Source organism: uncultured Pontibacter sp., from assembly GCF_947502515.1.
Taxonomy (GTDB): Bacteria; Bacteroidota; Bacteroidia; order Cytophagales; family Hymenobacteraceae; genus Pontibacter.
Map to the genome: position 1 here is coordinate 258,289 of NZ_CANNAI010000003.1, position 22,036 is coordinate 280,324.

14 protein-coding genes are annotated in these 22,036 nt (G+C 51.0%); 3 read left to right on the forward strand and 11 right to left on the reverse strand.

All coding sequences use genetic code 11. The features are described from left to right. Positions 1 to 294: 294 nt before the first annotated feature. The 6 genes from Q1A54_RS10305 to Q1A54_RS10330 all read right to left on the reverse strand — a co-directional run bounded on the left by Q1A54_RS10305 (position 295) and on the right by Q1A54_RS10330 (position 7,504). The gene (locus tag Q1A54_RS10305) at positions 295 to 1,503 is read right to left on the reverse strand and encodes a C40 family peptidase (RefSeq protein ID WP_299987373.1); all 1,209 of its coding nucleotides are present in this window, start codon (positions 1,501 to 1,503) and stop codon (positions 295 to 297) included. An 83-nt stretch (positions 1,504 to 1,586) separates the two neighbouring features. Continuing rightward, the gene (locus tag Q1A54_RS10310) at positions 1,587 to 2,846 is read right to left on the reverse strand and encodes a DUF819 family protein (protein ID WP_196117387.1); all 1,260 of its coding nucleotides are present in this window, start codon (positions 2,844 to 2,846) and stop codon (positions 1,587 to 1,589) included. Positions 2,847 to 2,906: 60 nt separating this feature from the next. Further along, on the reverse strand, positions 2,907 to 3,989 hold the full coding sequence (locus Q1A54_RS10315) for an aminotransferase class I/II-fold pyridoxal phosphate-dependent enzyme (protein WP_299987375.1): 1,083 nt from the start codon (positions 3,987 to 3,989) through the stop codon (positions 2,907 to 2,909). Then, complete coding sequence (locus Q1A54_RS10320; RefSeq protein ID WP_299987377.1) at positions 3,989 to 5,008, reverse strand: dipeptide epimerase; 1,020 nt, start codon at positions 5,006 to 5,008, stop codon at positions 3,989 to 3,991. Before Q1A54_RS10320 ends, Q1A54_RS10315 begins: the two co-directional genes overlap by 1 nt. A 203-nt stretch (positions 5,009 to 5,211) precedes the next feature. Beyond that, positions 5,212 to 6,561, reverse strand: coding sequence for a D-alanyl-D-alanine carboxypeptidase (locus Q1A54_RS10325; RefSeq protein WP_299987379.1), 1,350 nt, complete (start codon positions 6,559 to 6,561; stop codon positions 5,212 to 5,214). Between the two features lie 28 nt (positions 6,562 to 6,589). Beyond that, a complete protein-coding gene (locus Q1A54_RS10330) occupies positions 6,590 to 7,504 on the reverse strand; it encodes an N-acetylmuramoyl-L-alanine amidase (RefSeq protein ID WP_299987381.1) in 915 nt (304 codons plus the stop codon). Positions 7,505 to 8,213: 709 nt separating this feature from the next. Between Q1A54_RS10330 and Q1A54_RS10335 the strand changes: the two genes are divergently transcribed. From Q1A54_RS10335 to Q1A54_RS10345, 3 genes are all read left to right on the forward strand, one after another. Then, positions 8,214 to 11,261, forward strand: a complete 3,048-nt coding sequence (locus Q1A54_RS10335) for a glycoside hydrolase family 3 N-terminal domain-containing protein (RefSeq protein WP_299987383.1) — start codon at positions 8,214 to 8,216, stop codon at positions 11,259 to 11,261. A gap of 51 nt (positions 11,262 to 11,312) precedes the next feature. Beyond that, a complete protein-coding gene (locus tag Q1A54_RS10340) occupies positions 11,313 to 12,488 on the forward strand; it encodes a DUF5009 domain-containing protein (RefSeq protein ID WP_299987385.1) in 1,176 nt (391 codons plus the stop codon). 521 nt (positions 12,489 to 13,009) lie between these two features. Continuing rightward, on the forward strand, positions 13,010 to 13,753 hold the full coding sequence (locus Q1A54_RS10345; RefSeq protein ID WP_007653912.1) for a DeoR/GlpR family DNA-binding transcription regulator: 744 nt from the start codon (positions 13,010 to 13,012) through the stop codon (positions 13,751 to 13,753). A 74-nt stretch (positions 13,754 to 13,827) separates the two neighbouring features. On the opposite strand, the gene Q1A54_RS10350 is transcribed toward Q1A54_RS10345, so the two are convergent. The 5 genes from Q1A54_RS10350 to Q1A54_RS10370 form a co-directional block, all read right to left on the reverse strand. After that, complete coding sequence (locus Q1A54_RS10350; RefSeq protein ID WP_299987388.1) at positions 13,828 to 16,635, reverse strand: FAD-binding and (Fe-S)-binding domain-containing protein; 2,808 nt, start codon at positions 16,633 to 16,635, stop codon at positions 13,828 to 13,830. Positions 16,636 to 16,729: 94 nt separating this feature from the next. Further along, positions 16,730 to 18,256 carry a sodium:solute symporter gene (locus Q1A54_RS10355; RefSeq protein ID WP_299987390.1) on the reverse strand — a complete coding sequence of 509 codons (1,527 nt, stop codon included), beginning with the start codon at positions 18,254 to 18,256 and terminating at the stop codon, positions 16,730 to 16,732. A gap of 121 nt (positions 18,257 to 18,377) precedes the next feature. Continuing rightward, positions 18,378 to 19,190 carry an N-acetylmuramic acid 6-phosphate etherase gene (gene murQ / locus Q1A54_RS10360; RefSeq protein WP_196117368.1) on the reverse strand — a complete coding sequence of 271 codons (813 nt, stop codon included), beginning with the start codon at positions 19,188 to 19,190 and terminating at the stop codon, positions 18,378 to 18,380. 53 nt (positions 19,191 to 19,243) lie between these two features. Further along, positions 19,244 to 21,106, reverse strand: a complete 1,863-nt coding sequence (locus Q1A54_RS10365) for a PQQ-binding-like beta-propeller repeat protein (RefSeq protein ID WP_299987393.1) — start codon at positions 21,104 to 21,106, stop codon at positions 19,244 to 19,246. Between the two features lie 294 nt (positions 21,107 to 21,400). Further along, a complete protein-coding gene (locus Q1A54_RS10370) occupies positions 21,401 to 22,018 on the reverse strand; it encodes a peptidoglycan recognition family protein (RefSeq protein WP_299987396.1) in 618 nt (205 codons plus the stop codon). Between the last annotated feature and the right edge of the window lie 18 nt (positions 22,019 to 22,036).

Here is a 22,036-nt window from a genome sequence, read left to right on the forward strand (position 1 = left end):
TATAAATCAATTAAATAAAAAATAATTTAACAACCTGCGCCCAGAGTAATTTTTAATAAAACTCAATCTATTGCCGAGGGTTAAATACATCTCTTACCTAGGTTGAATTCATATTGAAGTAGTCGGCGAGGTTACCCTAGGCGATGTCGCGTACTTGTCCCACCTAGGTTGAACTCCTATCCTGAGACAGGCCCACTCCATCTACAGTCATAAGACTTGCTATTTCAATAAATCACACCACAAAAAAAGGCAGTAGCTCTCGCCACTGCCTTTCTATTGGTCCTATGCTATACCTTATTCATACAGCGGCTTCTGACGCAAATCTACCAGCGTTGCTTCCGGTGATATACGCTTGGCACGCAGGAAGCGAGCCAGTTCGGAAGCATCATGATTTTCAGCCGATGGGTTCATACTGTTGATACGCACACGTCCGGCGGAATGAATGAATTCCTGATTCCCACCAATCCACATACCAACGTGTACCACACGCTCCGGCTTACCGTCTTTGGCAGGTACGCCAAAAAACAACAGGTCACCTGGACGCAATTCATCCCAACCCTTGTCAGTCGGCACCAACTCGCCAATGTGCACCTGCTGCGATGCATCACGCGGCAGCACCAGGCCGTTCATAAAGAAGATGGTTTTGGTAAAGCCGCTGCAGTCCATTCCTTTCACGGAAGTGCCGCCCCACAGGTATGGCATACCCAGCATCTCTTTGCTGGAAGCTACCAGGTTCTCCTCAGTCGGTTTACGGGTGGCTACCCACTCCTTGAAGTCCATGGCTTCGGCAGCAGATACAAATCCGGTTCGGCCATCCGGGAAAGCCACTTCATAGAAATCTTTCGTTTTGTTCTTCAACACCATCACGTCGCCATACACCATATCCGACACAATGGTAGCGTTCTTGTCTCCCGTGGCGTGCGCAAAACCATAGGTTTTGGTGTAAATCAGCTTTTTGCCCTGCTGCCAGTTGTTGAAGGCTGTTTGGTCCATCAGGGCCACGCCACCATAGTCTACCCAGGCCAGGTACTGGTCAGGCGTCTGTACCAGGTACCAGCCATTTTGCTTCTTCCATACCTTGAGCGGAGTACCCATGGTCGCCTGTGTGGCCAGTTCGGCTGAGTGCTTTGGCTGAGAACGCAGGTTGGCAACCGAGATCGTTACGATGGCCTGGTGCTTCCCTTCCAGTTCTGCTTCCGGCAGCACCTGTATACTGTCTACAAACGAAACATTGGCCGCCTGCAGACGCTTGAGCAGATCCGCTTTGGCTTCCGGCATGTTGGTTTCGCCACGTAGCACGTTGCCATTAGGCTCCACATCAAACAGCGCCACACGCTTATCAGGGGCGAACTGCTGACGCACTGCATCAATGTGCACCTTGGCAGGAGAAACAGCGGTAGCAGCGCTTGCGGTAGTTGCATTTTCAGATGTCGTGGTTTGTGTGCCCGCACAGGCCGAAAGCACCAGTGGGAGCAACAACGCAAAAAGACTCTTTCTAATCATAGTATAGGTTTTAAAACGTGGGCAGGCGCCAAAGCCTGACAACAACATTACATACTGAACATTAATACATTAACAATAATTCGCTACTCTGCTACGAGCTGCATGAGTATACCTGAGATATAAGCCCCATAGGTACCCACGGCATAGCCCAGAATAGACAATAGCACGCCAACAGGAGCCAGTGCCGGATGGAAGGCCGCCGCCACAATCGGAGCCGAAGCCGCACCTCCAACATTCGCCTGACTACCCACAGCCAGGAAGAAGAACGGTGCCTTGATGAGCTTGCCCACTATAAAGAGCAGCAACATGTGCATCGAAATCCAGATAAGACCGACCAGGAACAAACCCGGCTGACTCACGATGGCCGTCACATCCATCTGCATACCGATAGTCGCCACCAGGATGTAAAGGAATATACTGGCAACACGCGAAGCACCCGCGCCTTCCAGGTTACGGGCTTTGGTAGTTGAAAGCAGCATACCAAAAGTGGTAGCCAGCACCACCAACCAGAAAAAACCGGAGGTGAGACTGAAACGAGCCAACTCTGGTGCATTCGCCTCAATCCAGGGTGCGATAATATCCGCAAAGAAGTGCGCAAGCCCTGTCAAACCAAAGCCTATACCTGCTATCAGCATCAGATCAGGCATAGTAGGCACCCGCATGATACTCTTGCGGTATTGCTCAATCTTATTTTTAAGGTTAGTTACTGCCGAACTGTCGGCCTTAAAGAAAGCGTCTATTTTTTCTGATCTCCCTGATCCGTACAACAATACTGCCATCCAGATATTAGCCACGATCACATCCACGGCAATCACGGCAGAGAACAGGTTCGGACTAGGCTGGAAGATCTCGTACATCGCCAATTGGTTGGCACCGCCGCCAATCCAGCTGCCTGCAATGGTGGTCAGTCCACGCCAGACGGCATCAGGCCCCGCTCCTCCCACCACATCGGGTGCAAAAGTGGAGACAATAAGGATTGCCAGCGGACCACCAATCACAATACCGACCGTACCGGTAATGAACATAAGTCCCGCTTTGTGGCGCAGTTTCCAGATCTCTTTCAGGTCGAGGCTGATAGTGAAGAGCACTAAACTCGCTGGCAACAGGTAACGTGAGGCCATCCCGTACAGTGCTGAGGTTTCACCAGAGATAATGTTCAGGGAGTTCAGCAAACTCGGAATAAGGTAACACAGCAAGAGCGAAGGCACTACCGAGTAGAATTTCCTGAAGACGGTGCGTTCGCTGGATGATGTCTTGAATATGATCGCTAATATGACGACGAGAATGCCCAGCACGACGGCATCGTTGGTGATAAGAGGTGCTGCGGCGGTAGTTTCTTCCATGCAATGTTTGATTTCCCTTTACAAAAGGAATTAGATTAAAATATTGATAAGCTTAGTGCTTTAGCCATTTGCCTGCTGCTCCACAGAGTAGCGATTGATCAACTCTGCCAGCCGCAACACATCACCTTCTTGGTGCGCACTGCTCAGGATGACTCTGGTGATCGGGTCATCGGCCGGTGTCGGATACCGGAAACTGGAGATAATCACCCCGTGCTCCTGCAGGTACGCTGCTAAGCGATGGTCATGCACCCCGAACACCGGGTATTTTTCAAAGTAACTGAATTGATCCGGTCGCTCCAAATGCTGCAGGAAAAGGGCAATGTTTGAAAAGAGCTTTTGACGTGCTGCTTTGAACAAAGACTCGCACTGCAGAAAGGCATACAGGTAGGCAGGTATAGCCGGTGACGCTCCACCGAAATAGTGACTGTGTCGCAGCTTATCCACCAGCTCCTTGTTACCCAACACGACTCCCGCAGGTATACCCAAAGCTTTGCCCATCGAACTCGCCACCACCAGTTGCACATTAGCCTGCAGACGGGCTTTCAGCTGTGCGAATACGCCTGTACCATCTTCTCCCGTTACCCCAAAACCATGCGAATCATCCACGATCAGTGTGATTTGCTTGTCAATCGGCAAAGCAGATAGCCAGCTGAAACCGTGGTTGCGGGCTTTGAGCGGGTCGAGGGAGTTGCAGACTAATATAATGTGCTTTTCCTTCGAATCCTTTACCTGCTGTAGCATAGGCCCCACCCACGCGTCATAATCGCCGGTGACTTCATCGGAGGTGCTGCGCCAGAGGGCTGGATGTGTGTTGGGAGCATAGATGAAATGGCCACTCCCATGCAGAGTCTGCACCAGCGCCTGCCCGGCAAGATAGCCTGACGACATGGTGAAAGCTGCTTCGGCTCCCGTATACCTGGCCAGATACACTTCCACATCCCCGAACACCCGCAGTTGCAGGTTGGAGTTGCGGGAGCTTGAGTAGTTAGTGCCATAGCGGGCCATCCCCTCCAGCACGCAGTTTCTGAAAGCCTCGTTGACAGGTATACCAAGGTAGGAGGTCCCGCTAAAGAACAGGAACTCCTCACCGTCTACCACCAGGGTGCGGCCCGGCAGCTGATCTGTGTATACCTTGTTTGCCATTATGCTATAAGAGCGGCGCCCGTGCCGTTCACATTTTCGCTATAGCTCACCTTGCCTTGCTCGATGGTCACGCCAGTGGCAATGTCCTTGCTCAGCAGCAGGGCTCCGTCCATGTCCACATAGTCGAGCATCGGGAGCAGCTGCGCAATGGCCGATATACCTACACTGGATTCGGTCATGCAGCCTACCATTACTTTCATGCCCAGGCTCTTGGCCTCGGCAATCATACGACGGGCAGGCGTCAGGCCGCCACATTTCACCAGCTTGATGTTCACGCCATGGAACAAACCGTGGCATTTGGCTACGTCAGACTCGGTAATGCAGCTTTCGTCGGCGATCAGGGGTAGTTCGGAGCGTTCGTATACCTGCTTCATTCCTTCCAGATCGTCGGCTTTCATGGGCTGCTCGATAAACTGCACGCCGAGTTCCTTCAGTTGCTTTGAGTTCTCGATCGTCTCTTCCACACCCCAGGCACAATTAGCATCTACACGGAAAATGGCATCAGTGTGCTTGCGCAGCTCCTTGATGATGGCCACGTCCTCTTTTGTACCCAGCTTGATCTTATAGAGCGGCCACGGCATTTCCTGCAGCTTTTTCACCATGTTATCCACCGAATCGATACCGATAGTATAGTTGGTGAGCGGCATGTTCTTCGCCTCTAAACCCCACAGTTTATAGAGCGGCTGGCCTTTCATCTTGCCGAACAAATCATTGGCAGCCAGGTCCAGTGCGCAAAGAGCAAAAGGGTTGTCAGCCAGATGTGGCTGCATCTGCGCCCAGAATTCTTCCGGTGAAGTCAGCTCGGTCGATTCAATTTGCTCACGGATATTCTCCAGCGCTGCGGTCATGCTCTCGATGGTGAAGCCGTAGTACGGATTGCTGGTCGCCTCGCCATAGCCTTTGTGCTCACCGTGCTGCAGCTCCACGATCATGGTTGGCTGCACATCGCGTGAATCGTAGGAAATGGTGAAGGTATGCCGTAGCGGCAGGTCAAAAGAGCGTATCGTTAGTTTCAACATAGTATTGGTTTGTTTATGTGGTCAGGTATGGGTTGATTGTTGTTGATTGCTTGTTATTAATTGTCATTTTTAAGCCCTTGCTCGTACCCCGCAGGTGGAAGCTATCGAGCGGACTCTGGCCCCTTTTTTCTGTGCCTGGTGGCACAAGTGCCCGGACGCCACTGAATAGCGTACACTCGCGGGACGCGAGCGAGAGCTATTAATTAATACTTTTCATGCACCTCCGTCATAATACGCTCCATGGCGCTTCTTATTTCTGAGGATGATGTTTTAAAGTTGTTGTTCATAAAGCTGTACATCAACAGTTTGCCGCTCTTCGTAATGATATAGCCGCTTTGGTTGTGTACGTGCGAGAGCGTACCGGATTTACCGAACACGAAGGGCACATCCGCTTTGTAGATGTTCCGGAAAGTACCGGGTCTGCCTCCGACCGCCAGCATGGGGAGCAACTTTTCTCTTGGACGCTCAGCATGCAGCTTCTGCAACAGCGCAATTATGCTGCGTGGTGTGAACATGTTCATGGAAGACAGGCCCGAGCCATCAATCCATACCGGCGCATCCTGTAAATCGGACAAGTAAGTTTTCACGGCATATCGGATAGCCCGTTCTACTGACAGGGTATCCGAAAAAGTACCGGAGCTCAGCATCATCAATTGCTCGGCCATTAGATTGTCGCTCACCTGCAGCATACGTTTGAACACGGTATCGGCGGGCAGGCCGTATAGAATTTGTCCCCCCGCAGGTATAGATCGCTTCACCAGTTTCACAGGACGTTTCAGGGTGTCAGCCAGTAGCTGTACCGTCAGCTCAGGCGAAGTGATAAAAGGCACTTCCTGTGAGAAAGCGATTGCAGCACGCTTTGGGTTGTAGGCGATGTCGTTGCTGCGCCATGCCCTGCGGAAGGTGTCGCGGTGGGCATTCCTGGAAGTATCGGGCTTTACTTGCCCCTTAAAAAAAGCTGGTGTAACGGTATAGGCTGAGGTGCTGTCCTTTTTAAACTTTATGATGTTGCCGTGAATCGGGAAAGGGCTGCGCTCCGGTTGGTAATAGTAGTTGTAGTCGTCCCAGCCCCAGTTGGTGGCGTAGGGCGTGCTGGTCATGGGCGCCTCGATGTAGTAAAGTTTCTCTTTGCGGTTCTTCAGGAAATCGTAGGCGATGTTATTTTGCAGGTCCATGTGCGTAAAGGTCGGGTCGCCGGTACCCCAGAAAATCAGTGAGTCGCCCTTGGCCACATACTTGAGCGCAGGTATAGAGTCGCCCAGCATTTTGGAAGCCGCATAAAAGGTAAACAGTTTCGTGTTGGAAGCCGGCACGAAGTACTTGTCAGCATTGTGCTCCACCACCGCTTTGCCCAGTTCAGGGTCATACAGCACAAAGCCCACAAAGCTCTGTTGCAATGCCGCCACTTCCATTACCTGCCGCTGTATCTCCGCCGGTCCGTAAGGCGCAGTCGTTTCCGCTACGGGTTTCGCAGCGCTACAGCCAAGCAGAAAGAGCAAGCTGAGACAAGGTATAAGGCGCAGGGTATAGCGGGTGAGTAATGGTTTGGTCATAGGGTGGGTGTGGTTTGATTATCCCAATTTACAAATACTTCTGATACAGGTTATACAGAATCAGTTTCTCATCCTCTGTCAAGGGAGCATTTACATCCGTCTGGATAAAGTGAATTTTGAAAGCACGTACAGCAGCCTCCGGATTACGCACATCATAACCGATGATACGCAAGGCGTCGAGTGGGTTGAAGTGCTCCGGCAATACATATTTGGGCACCGTATCCATCACCAGCAATGGACTTTGATCGCCTTCACCACCTACTGGCACTTCGCGCAACACCTGTTCTTTTTCCAGCACGTCCTCATCAAACCATAAACCAAATCCATTATCAGCAAGCGTCTTCCACGGGAAAAGCGGACTTGGGTCTACCTTACGCACCGGAGCGATGTCAGCGTGACCGATGAAGTTTTCCGCAGGTATACCATGCTCTTTTTTGAGCTTACCCAGCACGGCGATCAAACTATTAATCATTTCCTCCGGGAACGGTTCAGAGCCGTTGTTATCAAGCTCTATACCTATCGAAGATGAGTTGAGATCGGTGTTGCTTCCCCACTTGCTGTTGCCGCCATGCCAGGCGCGCATGTGGTCGTGTAACATCTGGTATACCTTGCCGTCGCGTCCAATCACATAATGCGAACTCACCTTCGTGGAGGGCATCGTGAAGGTTTTCAGGGTATGCTCCGTGGAGTTCTGCGCCGTATGGTGGATGATCACGAAATTCGGCTTGCGCAGGTTAAAGTTCGTCGTGCCTACCCAGTAGTCGCCCTGCGGATAGGTGTGCTCGCCTTCCGGTGCCGCAGGTATAGCTCGCAGCGACTTGGCGTAGGCTCTGGCCTGTTTTTTATACGATTTGTTGGTTGTGGCATAAGGGTTAGTGGCGCAGCCTGCCAGTAGGCTGGTGCACAGCAGTAGGCCGAATGCCTGAGTGAAAATTCTTTTCATTTTTACTTATCCAGTAAAGTTGTTTGTTCGATTTGGCTATACCTGTTAGTTAATGGGAATAACTTATCTATACTTCTTTATACTTATTTGTACTGCAAGCTTAGCGTCAGCGCAAATGTGGTGACGCATGGGGCCGGTTTTTAACTGGCGTACCGGCGGCATTTGCAGGCATAGCAACCTGACCTGTTCTATAGCTTCGCCTATGCGGCGGGCACGGTATGCCCTGGCCGGGCGGGCCTTACTTTTTGTCTTGACACAAAAAGTAAGCAAAAAAGTCAAGACGCTCCAAACTCGCTGAACGCTCAAACAGTGGAGCGCCGAAAAGCGCACTTGGCGCTGTGGTCTGTTTCATGGCCAGCGTGCGAGTTAACCTTGCTATACCTGCCAGTGGTGTGTAACAAATACTACAGAGCTTATACCTGCTAAACTTTTGATGCGTAGATTCCCCTCTCGAGAAGGGCAGGGGCGTGTTAATCGTTCATAAGAATCCTGTCATCCTTTAATCCTGAAAATCCTGATTCTGACAACACCTCCAACTTATAGGTATACCCGCCGCAACATCGTATATTTGACTTTAGCCTTTTATAAATTGACGCCCCTAATATTGCTTTTATTTGCAGGAATTTAAAAAATTACCGCAAATAAAAATACATATACCTGAAAACTGTTAAATTGCAGTATATCTGATATTACAAAAACCTATATCACCTTGAAACCATCCTATTACTTCTCGTTGGCCTTTGTTCTGGTGCTGATTTTCGGCACAAACAACCTGCAAGGCCAGACCAACAAAGCAAAAACAGGCAAGGCTGCCGCTAAGAAAGCAACTGCTGCCAGCTATACGCCGGGCCGTGATGCTGAATTCCTGCAGTACGTGAACAGCCGTTGGGTTGATTCTGTCATGAAAACCCTGACGCCGGAAGAGCGCATCGCGCAATTGATCTCGATTCCGGTGTACTCCAACAAGAACCAGGCGCACATCGACTCGATCAGCAATATCGTGAAGACCTATAAAGTCGGCGGTATGATTTTCTTTCAAGGTGGTCCGGTGCGTCAGGCCAAGATGACCAACCGCTACCAGCAGGAAAGCAAGGTGCCATTGATGATATCCATTGACGGGGAGTGGGGTCTGGCCATGCGCCTGGATAGCACCATCCGCTTCCCTTACCAGATGGCGCTTGGCGGTATCGATAACGAGCGCCTTATCTATGAGATGGGTGCAGAGATTGCCCGTCAGTGCCAGCGTCTGGGCGTGCATGTAAACTTTGCACCAACTGTTGATATTAACAACAACGCCAACAACCCCGTGATCGGCTTCCGCTCTTTCGGTGAAGAAAAACACAATGTGGCCAGCAAGTCACTGGCTTACATGAAAGGCATGCAGGACAACCACGTGCTGGCCAGTGCCAAGCACTTCCCGGGCCACGGCGACACCAACGTGGACTCGCATTACGGTCTGCCGCTGATCAACTTCTCCCGCATCCGCCTCGACTCTATCGAACTGCACCCTTTCCGTGCACTGATGGACAAAGGCCTGGGCAGCGTAATGGTCGCGCATATGAACATTCCAGTGCTCGATAATACACCAAACCTCGCCTCTACTCTTTCCAAGCCGATTGTAACGGACCTTCTTAAAAACGAGCTTAACTACAAAGGACTGGTGTTTACAGACGCTCTTAACATGCAGGGTGTAGCTAAGTTCTATCCTCCGGGGGTGGTAGATGTAAAAGCCCTGGTAGCTGGTAACGATGTGATGCTGAACACAATGGATGTAAAAACAACCATTCAGGAAGTAAAAAAGGCCATCGCTAACAAAGAAATCACGCAGGAAGAGATTGACTTCCGCGTTCGCAAAGTGCTGGCCGCCAAGCAATGGGTAGGACTGGACAAGTGGAAGCCGATCGAAACCAAAAACCTGATCGCCGACCTTAACAATCCGCATGCGCAATACCTGAACCGTCAGTTGACTGAGGCTTCGCTCACGCTTTTGCGCAACAAAAACCACATCCTGCCGATCCAGACGCTTGACACGCTCAAAGTGGCGGCACTGGCAATTGGTACAAAAAAAGAAACTGCTTTCCAGCGTGACCTGGCCCGCTATACGCAAGTAGACACCTTCTTCCTGCAGCCGACCAACTCTATTGAAGAACTGTTGGCTATGAAGGAAAAACTAAAGGACTACAACCTGATCATCGCAGGTGTGCACTCCCTGCAGCTCAAGGCGGGCAGTAGCAATTTTGGTATCACAGCCGAAATGAACCTGTTCCTGAAAGAGCTTATCCGTAACAAGAAAACAATCGTGAGTGTGTTTGGCAACGTGTATAGCCTTGCCGAGATGGAGAGCCTCGACAAAGCTGACGCCGTTATTGCTGCTTATCAGGAGAATGCCACCACGCAGGACCTTGTTTCACAGATGATTTTCGGGGGGATAGGTGCTACAGGCAAATTGCCGGTGACAGTAAGCAATGCCTTTAAGATTGACGACGGTTTGCTGACACGCGGCGGCTGGCGCATGGCTTACTCCATGCCGGAAGCGGTAGGTATAAAATCGCAGGATCTGGCAGGTATAGACTCGCTTGTGCACCAGGCTATCCGTGAAGAGGCTGCCCCAGGTGCGCAGGTACTCGTGGCCAAAGACGGCAAAGTGATCTATCACAAAGCTTTCGGATACCATACCTACGACAAGGAGCAACCGGTTCGTGTAGACGATATCTACGATCTTGCTTCTGTGACTAAGATCAGTACCTCCATGGCTGCACTGATGCGCCTGAAAGGGGAAGGCCGCTTTGACGAAAACCAGACGCTAGGCACCTACCTGCCAATGGCTGCAGGCACGAACAAAGCCGACCTCAACTACCGCGACATCCTCACGCACCAAGCCAGGCTTAAGTCCTGGATCCCGTTCTGGAAAGAGACCGTAAAGAAAAGCGGTAACTTCAAATGGCGTACGTTTAAGGCGGATTCTACAAGAAGATTCCCTATCAAAGTAGCCAACAATCTGTACATCCACCGCAAGTACGCCGACAGGATTTACAAGGAGATCATGGAGTCGCCGCTGAACGAAAAACCAGGCTATGTATACAGCGACCTATCGTTTATCCTGGCTCCGAAAGTAGTAGAGAACATCACAGGCGTGGGCTTTGAAACCTATCTGCAGAACATGATCTACAAGCCAATCGGTGCGACAACTTTGACATTCAATCCATACAAATATTATCCTGCCTCTCGTGTAGTACCAACCGAATTTGAACCGCACTTCCGCAAGCAGCTTCTGCATGCCACTGTGCACGACGAAGGTGCTGCTATGCTGGGTGGTGTGAGTGGCCATGCTGGTTTGTTCGGCAACTCCAATGACGTAGCCAAACTGATGCACTTATACCTGAACGACGGCCTGTATGCCAACAAGCAAATTATTGTGGATGGTGTAGTAAGCCAGTATAGCAAGTGCCAGTTCTGCGACCAAGGCAACTACCGTGCACTTGGCTTCGACCGTCCGGCCAAACCGGGTGCCCCGAACAGCAATGCCGCTCCAAGTGCTCCGGCAGAAAGTTTCGGTCACTCAGGCTTTACCGGTACTTATACCTGGGTTGACCCGGTGAACAACCTGGTGTATGTGTTCCTGAGCAACCGCGTGAACCCTACCCGCGAGAATAACAAACTGAGCAAACTCAATACCCGCACCGGTGTGCTGCAAGTGGTGTATGACGCTATGGGCAAGAGCAAAGAGAAACAGCCTGCAGAAGCTTCCGCGAATTAATTTATAGGTATAGCCGTCCCTCAATAGGGGACGGCATTATTTTTAGAACCCATGACTAAACTCTCGACCGCCCCTCCCCTGACAGACGCTGGTTTACTCAGACCGCAAACGTATGAGCGTTACCTTTCACTTGATGTGCTCCGTGGCCTCACCATCGCCTTGATGGTCGTGGTGAACAATCCCGGCAGTTGGGGTAGCATCTACGCGCCTTTCAAGCATGCTGCCTGGCACGGCTTTACGCTGACAGACCTGGTGTTTCCGTCCTTCCTGTTTGTGGTAGGCAACGCCATGAGCTTCAGTATGCGCAAGTTCGAAAGGCAGTCCGACAGTGTGTTCCTGCGCAAGGTGTTCAAGCGCACGGCCCTTATTTTCCTGATCGGTCTGTTCCTGAATCTCTTTCCATTTGTAATGCGCAATCCGGAAGGCGCCATCGTAATGAAAGATTTCACGGCGGTTCGAATTATGGGTGTGTTACAGCGTATAGCGCTTTGCTATTTCATCGCTTCGCTGGCGGTGCACTACCTCAAGTTCAAGGGGGCTGCCATTTTCAGTGTGGTGGTACTGTTGGGCTACTGGGCTGTGATGTACTTCTTCGGCGATGCTGCTGATCCGTACAGTCTCGCTGGCAATGCCGCCCGCAAGTTCGATGACCTGATCATACCTGAAACAAACCTCTACAAAGGCTTCGGTATACCTTTTGACCCGGAAGGATTGCTGAGCACACTGCCAGCCACCGTGAATGTGATAGCGGGTTACTTTGCAGGTCTGTTTATCCAGAAAAACGGCAATAACCTGAGCACCGTCTTCAAACTCAACCTGGCTGGGGCTGCCCTAGTGGCCATCGCTTTTGTGTGGGATTTTGCTTTCCCAATCAACAAGCCGATCTGGACAAGTTCTTATGTGCTACACTCAGTGGGTCTAAGTGTGATGTTGATCGGTGCGCTGATGCTGGTGATCGAAGTATTAGGCTTAGTGAAATGGTCGTATTTCTTCGAGGCCTTCGGCAAAAATCCGCTCTTCATCTTCGCTTTTGCGACACTGGTCATCAAGCTGCTTAACTTCATCCGAATAGATGATATGAGCTTACAGAAGTGGCTCTATACCCATCTTTTCCTGAGTTGGTCTGAAGGGAAAACAGCATCTCTCCTGTTCGCACTAGCCTATATGTTAACCATGTGGGTAATCGGATTCTGGATGGATAAGAAGAAGATCTATGTGAAGGTATAAGGTATAGCTTGCCTTTTTTGAAAGCCTGTCCCATTAGTGGGGCAGGCTTTTTAATTTGTCTGAATCAGGATTTACAGGATTAAAAAGGATACACAAGATTTATATACCGTAGGGACAGGTCGCGACCTGTCCGCGCGATGACTGTGCAATGAAACAGGATTGTTATATACAGTGAACTACAGCTGACTCGGACATCCTTGTCCGAATCCTATTCTGCTGCGGACTTTCTAGTCCGCGTTTACAAGCACATGGGGACCAGGAAGTCCCCTACAGTGGGGATAGGGCCCCTGTATAAAGCTTCGGGACATGGATGTCCCGAAGACCATTTGTAATCATCAAGTTTTTTGCTGGTGCACGATTGGACAGGTCACGACCTGTCCCTACACATTAAACATTCCATTCCATAAATCCTGTCAATCCGTGGGGATAGAGGCCCTCTTGAATCCTGAAAATCCTGATTCAGACAAAATAATATCAGAAAAAAATCTATATTTGATTTTTACTGATTAAATACGTCCAGAATGCTTAAGGAAGAACGGCAGGCTTTTATCATAAAGCAGATCAATCTGCACAACAAGGTGCTTTCATCAGATTTGAGTTTGAAGCTCAATGTATCGGAAGATACGGTTAGAAGAGACTTGAACGAACTGGCAGAAAGCGGTCAGATTCTGAAGGTACATGGTGGTGCTTTGTCGAAATCCTTCCATTATCCATTCAGTCAGTCGGAGGTATACGCCAAGGAGTCGAAGAAGGAAATTGCCCGCAAGGTAATTGACCTGCTAAAAGACGGCATGAGTATACTGGTAGGTGGTGGTACCACCATGATCGAAGTAGCCCGTATGATTCCGGATACCCTGCGCTGTACCTTCTTTACGGTGAGTCCGCTGGTAGCACTGGAGTTGGCCGAACGCCCAAATATCAACGTGATCCTGCTGGGCGGTCAGCTTTCGAAGAACTCCCACATCATGATCGGTGCTCAGGTGGTAAACCAGCTTTCTGAGATCAAAGTGGATCTCTGTATATTGGGCACCAACTCCCTATCCGTAGAAGACGGCCTCACCGATTCTGACTGGGAAGTAGTGCAGGTAAAGAAAGCGATGATCCGATCTGCCAAGAAAACCGCCATCATGAGTATCGCCGAAAAACTTGGCTCCGACCAGAATATGAAGGTATGCGATCTCAACTCAATCCACTACCTGGTGACAGATCTGAACCCTGAAGATGCAAGTCTGAGAGAGTATGCAGCCGTAGTCGAAACAGTCTAAAAAATCATACACAGCATAAACAAAGAGGCCCGTCACTTGAACGGGCCTCTTTGTTTTATTATGAATTAGACTTTCTACAAACACTCATCCAGCAGATAAACGATCGACTCGTAGTTACGACCAACTGCTTCTGTCATGGCCATTTCACAGGTCTTGCCTGAAGAGTAATATCCATCATACTCCCGCTGCTTCACCTCTGCTGCTTCAGGGGCAGTAGCAGACGCAGTAAGCTCCGGCACCAGGAAACCACGGTCGCCGGCCATACCGCAGCAACCGGCGTGCATCGGCACGGTTACTTCCTCGGCCAGTTGCCTGGCTATACTTACAAAACGCCCTTCAAGCCCCATTTTCTGCAGGGAGCAAACGGGGTGTAGCACCACATTTGCTTTCTTGCGCTGCACAGTGGCATTCGGTAGTATAAAATCAGCGATGTAGTCGATGCTGTCGATGATCTTGATGCTGTCGAACTTCTGCTTGTTCTCAGCGGTGAGTACCGGACGGCAGCTTTGCAGGGTTTGGGTGCAGGAGGTGATATCGAGCACTAGCGGCAGGCGGCCTTTATCGGTCCATTGCCATACCTTCTCTATTGTTTCATTGGCAGTGTAGGCGAATGCCTTGCTGTATCCTTTCGAAGAGAAGATTTGTCCGCAGCAGGCGCCTTGCACATCCTGCGGGATCATGAACTTCAGCCCTACCTTGTCTGATACACTTCTGAATGTGTCAATGATGTTTTTCTTACCCGGCTCAGCGGCACCCATCGTACGTGAGATACAGGTAGGGAAGTAAACCACAGCAGCTTCTGCCACAGGAGCCGTCCCATAGGCAATGGATTTGGCTATACCAGGGGCCGGGGCCAGTTGCTTTGTCCAGAGCGGGAAAGAAGGGATCATATCTTTCACTTCCTCTGTCAGCCTGGAGATTGTATTGGCACCCAGGACCTTGTTCACACCTGCTCCTGCCTGCAGTCCGAACTTCACGGTCGCAGCAACGGGTTTGAAGTTCTTGGCCACCATCAGCGCCACTTGGTTGGCCAGTTCGCTGTGGTTCTCACGGCGCAGGCGCTTCACCAGATCACCGGTATTGATATCAACCGGGCAGGCAGTGGCGCAGAGACCGTCAACAGCGCAGGTATCCAAGCCGTCGTACTGGTACTGGTTCAGCAGTTCTTTGTGCTCTTTCTTCTTGCCTCTGCGTTGCAGATTCAATAATTCCCGGCGCACTACAATACGCTGACGCGGCGTCAGTGTGAGGTTGCGGCTCGGACACTTATGCTCACAGAAGCCACATTCCATGCAGCGGTCCACTTCCTCTTCCACCTTCGGCAGGTCCTTCAGGTTCTGGATGTGTGCGTTCTGGTCGTGATTGATAATCACGCCGGGATTGAGCAGGTTCTCCGGATCCACCACCTGTTTCAGCGCCTTCATGATGCGGTATACCTCCGGTCCCCATTCGGTCTCCACAAACGGCGCCATGTTGCGGCCCGTGCCGTGCTCGGCTTTCAGGGCACCTTCGTATTTCTTCACCACCAGCTTCACCACCTCTTTCAGGAAGCGGTCGTAGCGGGTTACTTCTTCCGATGTGTCGAAGGCCTGCGTGACTACAAAGTGGATGTTGCCATCCTTGGCATGACCAAAAATGATGGCGTTTAGATAACCATGTTTGCGGAAGAGCTCCTGCAGGTCGAGGATGGCATCGCCAAGTTGTGCAACCGGTACAGCTATGTCTTCAAGCAACACAGTGCTACCGCTGGCCCGTACAGCACCTACCGCCGGGAACATACCCTTGCGCACCTTCCATAACAAGCCTTGTTCGATTGGGTTGGTTGTGAACACAGGTTGCTCCAGCAAAGCCAGCTCCGGCGACAGCGTCATAAATTTCAGGATCTTCTCCTGCACCTCTTCGTGCGTGTTCGCCTGGAACTCTACAAGCAAAGACGCCGCGGTGTCAGGTAAGGTCTTGATCACAGCCGGCACGCCCGCCATGTGCTCAATAGAGCGCAACGAGGCGCGGTCCATCAGCTCGACCGCCTCGGCACCCGCCTCTGTGAGTGGCACGATGGCCTGACAAGCGGCATAGATATCAGGAAAATAGAGTAGCGCAGTCGACTTAGCCGGATAATCGGGCACAGTTTGCAGTACAGCCTCAGCAATAAAGCCGAGCGTACCTTCTGCTCCTATCAGCAAATGCGCCATGATGTCGAGCGGATGCTCGTAGTCAATGAAAGCGTTGACAGAGTAGCCAACCGTATTCTTAGTCTTATACTTGTGCCGGATCAGGTAGTGCAGTTCCGGGTTGTTGCGAATCTGCTGCTTAATCTTTTGCAGGGTCAGGTATAGCTCCGGGCACTCCTCGCTGAAGCGTAGGTAGTCGATCTGTTTTTCGGTGGTGAAGCACTGGCCGCTGGGCAGCACAAAGCTGATATACTTCGTGGTGTGGTAGGAGTTCTTGCTCACGCCGCAGCACATGCCGCTGGCGTTATTCGAGAGAATGCCGCCCATCATGGCCGAGTTGATGCTGGCCGGATCCGGACCGATCTTGCGCTTGAACGGACGTAGATGCGCATTCACGATGGCACCGATCACACCGGGCTGCACCCGTACCTGCGCCCCCTCCTTCTCTACCTGTACCTTGTTCCAGTACTGACTCAGGTCAACCAGTATGCCATCTGTTATCGATTGCCCTGAAAGGCTGGTCCCGGCTGTCCGGAAGGTCAAAGGCACCTTGTGCTGGTGCGAAAAAGCGAATAACTGTTTGATCTCCTCCTCCGACACCGGCTGCACCACGGCCTTCGGCCTGAGGTAGTAAAAGCCCGCGTCAGAAGCGTAGGACACGACATCGATCAGGCGTGCCCGTATGCGCGCTTTTGGTAAAACACTCTCCAAAAGCAATGCTATATTCATAAGCATGAGGACAAAAGAACTTTAGATAAAGGACAAATACTGTCCCACTCACTGTATACCCGTTACAGGTATAAGCTTAATAAGTTGTCTGTTTTACTTTAGGGCCGCGTTCAGCTTCTTCCAAAGCATCCATCATCATGCCGCCGCCTGGTTTGCTTGTTACCAGCAGCAGGATAAATGTAATCGCGGCATTGATCACGATCAGTTCAAAACCCATCGCATAGCCTGTCCAATCTACAGAATTGCTGTCCAGAATATAAGTCAGCACTGGCGAGATCACGCAGATGTACGGCACTAGTTTGTCTGCCACGGCGCGTTTGTTAGCCATACCGAAAGCAAACAAGCCCAGCAACGGACCATAGGTATAGCCGGCCGCTTTGAAGATGGCGTTCACCACGGAGTCGTCGTTGATGATCTTGAACACGAGGATAACCAGCAGCATGACTACCGAGAAGCCAATGTGTACCATGTGGCGGGTACGGATCAGTTTAATGTCGTCGTGGTTGGCTTTTTTGGTGAAGTTCAGGAAGTCCACGCAGAAAGACGTAGTAAGTGCTGTCAGTGCTGAGTCAGTGGTGGCAAAGGTAGCTGCCGTAAGGCCGAGCATAAAGATGATGGCCGGAATCATAGCCATGTGGTTCAGGGCGATTTCCGGGAACAGGTGGTCAGGCGTCGCAAGGGCCGTTACGTCGATGCCGTTCGCTTCTGCATAAATGTACAACAGGGCTCCCACGCTCAGGAAGAAGATGTTGATCGACACGAAAACACCCGTAAACGTCAGCATGTTTTTCTGCGCTTCGCCGATGTTTTTGCAACTTAGGTTCTTCTGCATCAGGTCCTGATCCAGGCCCGTCATCGCAATAGTCACAAAAATACCGCCGATGAAATGCTTCAGGAAGTGGCTCTTCGTACCCAGGAAATCCTCCCAGAAGAACATCTTGGAGTAAGAGCTGTTTTTCACCGCCTCAAAGGTCTGCACCACGTTCAGGTCGAGGCTGCTGGCGATAAAGATGATCGAGAAAATAACCGAAGACACAATGAAGAGCGTCTGCAGGGTATCCGTGATTACGATCGTTTTAAGGCCGCCCTTGTGGGTATAGAGCCAAATAAGAATCAAACAAATCGCCACAGTCGCCACAAAAGGCACGTTCCAGGCATCGAAGATAAAACGCTGCAGCACAATGGCAACCAGGTACAGACGGAAAGCGGAGCCAATGGTGCGCGACACCAGGAAGATCATGGCACCCGATTTATAGCTCCAGTAGCCGAAGCGCTTCTCCAGGTAGGTATAAATGGAGATCAGGTTCATGCGGTAGTAAAGCGGCAGGAGCACAAAGGCGATCAGTACAAAGCCGACCGTGTTACCGAGCACAAACTGGAAATAGCCGAAACTACTGTTCACCACCGCTCCCGGCACCGAAATGAAGGTTACGCCCGACAAAGCGGTACCGATCATACCAAAGGCTACGAAGTACCACTTTGAGTTGCGGTTCGCGATGAAGAAACTGGAGTTGTCTGATGATCCTTTCGAAGTAAAGTAGGATATACCTATCAGCACCGCGAAGTAGCCTATCAGAAACGATAAAAGAACGATTGGAGACATAATAAGTTAATTAACCATCAGAGGGTTAGAAAGAAAAGCAGCAATCGCTCTCCTTTCTTGACCACATAGGATGGTAAGTTACACAGATTTGCCGAATTGGCGGCAATATTGGCTGGCGGTACTACTTCGACACCAGCACACTGGCTACAGCCTTGCGTACACTGCCATGTTTCTCCAGCAGTGCAGCCGCTGTTGTTTCGTCAGCACCTGTCTCAGACATGACCATGCGCACGCCGCGGTGGTAAAGCTTGTGATTCGTCAGCTGCATGTCCACCATCTTGTTGCCACGCACGCGACCCAGTTGGATCATCACGGTGGTGCTGAGCATGTTGAGCACCAGTTTCTGAGCCGTACCGGCTTTCATGCGGGTGCTGCCTGTCACAAACTCTGGGCCCACCACTACCTCTACCGGATATTGCGCCTCTGCCGCTACCGGGCTGCCGGTGTTGCACACGATACAGCCTGTCGCCAGACCGTATTCATTGGCCATGCGCAAACCACCGATCACGTAAGGTGTCGTGCCAGAGGCGGCTATACCTACAATGACATCGTGCTCGTCAAGGCCGTATTCTTTCAGGTCTTCCCATGCCTGCTCCATGTCGTCTTCGGCAAACTCAACGGCTTTGCGAATGGCTGTGTCACCACCGGCGATCAGGCCAACTACCATATCAAAGGGCACACCAAAGGTCGGTGGGCACTCAGAGGCATCCACTACACCCAGACGGCCGCTGGTGCCGGCGCCGATGTAGAATAACCGACCGCCTTTTTTCATGCGATCTGCTACTACTTCAGCCAGTTTTTCAATTTGTGGAATTGCCTTTTCAACGGCAAGGGGTACGCTTTTGTCTTCACGGTTGATGTTCTCCAGCACTTCCCTCACCGACATCTTTTCCAGGTTGTTATAGTTCGAGTCTTTCTCGGTTGTAATCTCCATGTTGTGTTTTAAATAATTCCTTCTAAATCAATCGCTATACCTGTCCCTATACCTTATTTGGCAGGCACATACTCCAGGCAGGCGATCTTCCCATCCATTGTGCTCACAACCACTCTGTTTTTGCCGAGCGGCATCACCGGGTTCATGAGACTGTTTGAACTCTTGTATTTCCAAAGTACTTCCCCACTCTGTCGGTCCAATGCGCTGACCAGACCTGAGTGCGAAGGCACCAGTACGACATTCTTATGCTCGATTATGGCTGAAGGGGCCAGCTCGTAAGGCAGCTGCAACGTCGATTTCCAGTCTACCTGCAGGGCATTTGCTGAGGTAGAGACGCCGTATACCTGCCCGTCCATGGTCTTCACGTATGCCAGCTTGCCGTCATTAGATATCCCCATCGACTCGCGCACGCGGCCTTCTTTCATTTGTTCACGCCACACTACTTCACCTGTGTTGGCGTCCAGTGAGGTCATAAAGCGGTCAGGGGCCACAATAAAGATGCGGCCATTGGCGGCTACCGGGTAGCAGGCAGCCGGTGAGAACATCCGGTTGCTGGAGCCGTTGCTCCACTTCCAGTCCAGCTGACCAGTTTTGGCGTCGAGGGCGTAAAACTCATTTCCCCAGCTACCGAAGTATACCTTGCCCTGGTAAAGCAGCGGTTTGGTCACTACGAAATTGTTCACCTGGTCAAAATCCCACAGCAGCTTGCCAGTCTTCAGTTGCAGTGCCCGGAAATGCCCATCCGAAGCACCTACGTAGACTACCCCTTTCTCGATAAGAGGCGAACCCAGCACAGGTCTGTTGGCTTTAAACTTCCAGGCCAACTTGCCTGTAGCGGCAGAGAGGCAGTAAATATGGTCATCCGAGGAGCCTACCACCACATAGCCATTCGCCACAGCCGGAGTAGAGTAGATTTTGCCATTGGTGCGGTAAGTCCACCTGCGCTTTCCGGTTTTACTATCCAGCGCATATACCTGGCCAGTCGTGTTTGTGGCAATGATCAGATCTTTATAAACAGCCGTACCTGCCCCGACATCGCTATCATCCTGGTATTCCCATACCAGTTTCACATTTGGGTATAACTTGTTTACGGCAAAAGACGGACGGTGGTGCTTTGTCGGGTCGTTGGCGAAATCATGCTTTACCAACGGCACTTCTATCCATCTCGGCAAGGATGCTATACCTGGCTTCCGGATTTCAAAACTGGCTTTTCCATCGGCGAAGGTCACGATATTATACCCTCCCACTTCTTCTTTTGCACGCAGATTAGAGCGTCCCATCACGGCAGGGATACCGTCGTAGCGGTATTCGCGGTTGTTGTGGCCATGGCCGTGCAGGATCAGCTGGGTGTTGTAGGAACGTAGCTTGTCTGTTACGTCGTACCAGTTGTTCAGCGAAGAGTCCTGTGGGTAGTGGTTGAGGAAAATGACCGGCATTTCCGGATCGGGCATGTGCTTGAGCACCGAGTCCAGCCACACGATGTTCTCGCGCGGAATCTGCCCCGGCCCCATTCGCATGTTTGGTCCTGAACCAGTGCCGGCAAAGAGGTAACCTTTGTGAGTAAATGCAAAAGTCTCTGCTCCGAAAACCACCCGAAAGCTATTGCTGCCGCTTTCTGACCAGTTCGTATCGTGATTGCCGGGCACAATGTACCAGGGCTTTTGAAGGGTATCAAACAGCTTTTCAGCCAATTTTAGTTCTTCATCGGAACCAAACTCGGTGATATCGCCGGTGATCACTACAAACTCAAGATTGGGGTTAGCGTTAATGTCAGCGATTGTACGCTCAAGGTCTTCCTGTGCAGTGGGATTGCCGATGTGGGTATCGGATACAAAAGCAAATTGGAAAGACTGACTATAGCCAAGGTTGGCGATTAGAAACAGTGCTAACAAAGCGGCATACTTCCGTAAATTCATCTGTTTATTTCCTCTTGAAGCAAAAAGACCGATGGCAGCACTTAGAGTAGTTGTACCCATTCTGCTCATGCTGCCTTTTGTTTGGTAAACTAGCGCAGAAACCGCACAAAAGCGCACGAGCAAAACGAATACTGTCCCTTTATTTTGTATAAAACTAAGCACTTGTTCGTAAAGTTCAAACTATTTCGCAAGTTTTTTTCTAAAACCGGCAAAAACACGCAAAAAACCTCTTTTTATTAATCTGTACATTCCGGTACTTACCCCGGGCTTGTGTTTAGCTATTGATGCCGGCATTTAATTGCCTTTCACTAATTGCCTGAATCGTGGCAGCTCCGCATACAAGCCAGCGCCCGGACAGCTGGTTTCAGCAAAATCCTTGTGCGCCCCCAGGCTATCGGCAGGTATACCGAAGCGCTTCGCCAGGGCTGGCACTAGTTTTTCGAGCGTTTTCAGCTGTGCCTCCGTGATCGCCTCTTTTTCAAAATTACCCTCTACCACTACCAGCAGGTGTCCGGCCGGATCGTAACTGGTGTTCGAATCACCGGCATAGTTGAGGTCCCGTGCCTCCCCTACAGCCCCATGCACATCCACATACAGGTGGTAAGGCACATCCGCCCAGGCCGGTTTCATGCGACCATCCGCCAAGGGGCTATCTTCCTGTGAGAACTTCTGCAGATTGCGCAGCTTGTCCATCAGGCTACGGTCAAACAACTGCGGCACACCGGTATGATGGATCGTCAGCCTTGTCAGCTTATGCGGTCGCATCGGCAGCACAGGGGCATTAGCCCCCCACTCCTCCCGCGACAAGTAGGTTATACCTTCCGGTATTAGCGGTGTATCCGAGGTGGTAGCAGGTTGCTGGCAACCAACAAAGCCGGCAAGGGCGCACACCAGTATCAGTATCTTTTTCATTTGTCTCTAATCTTTAAA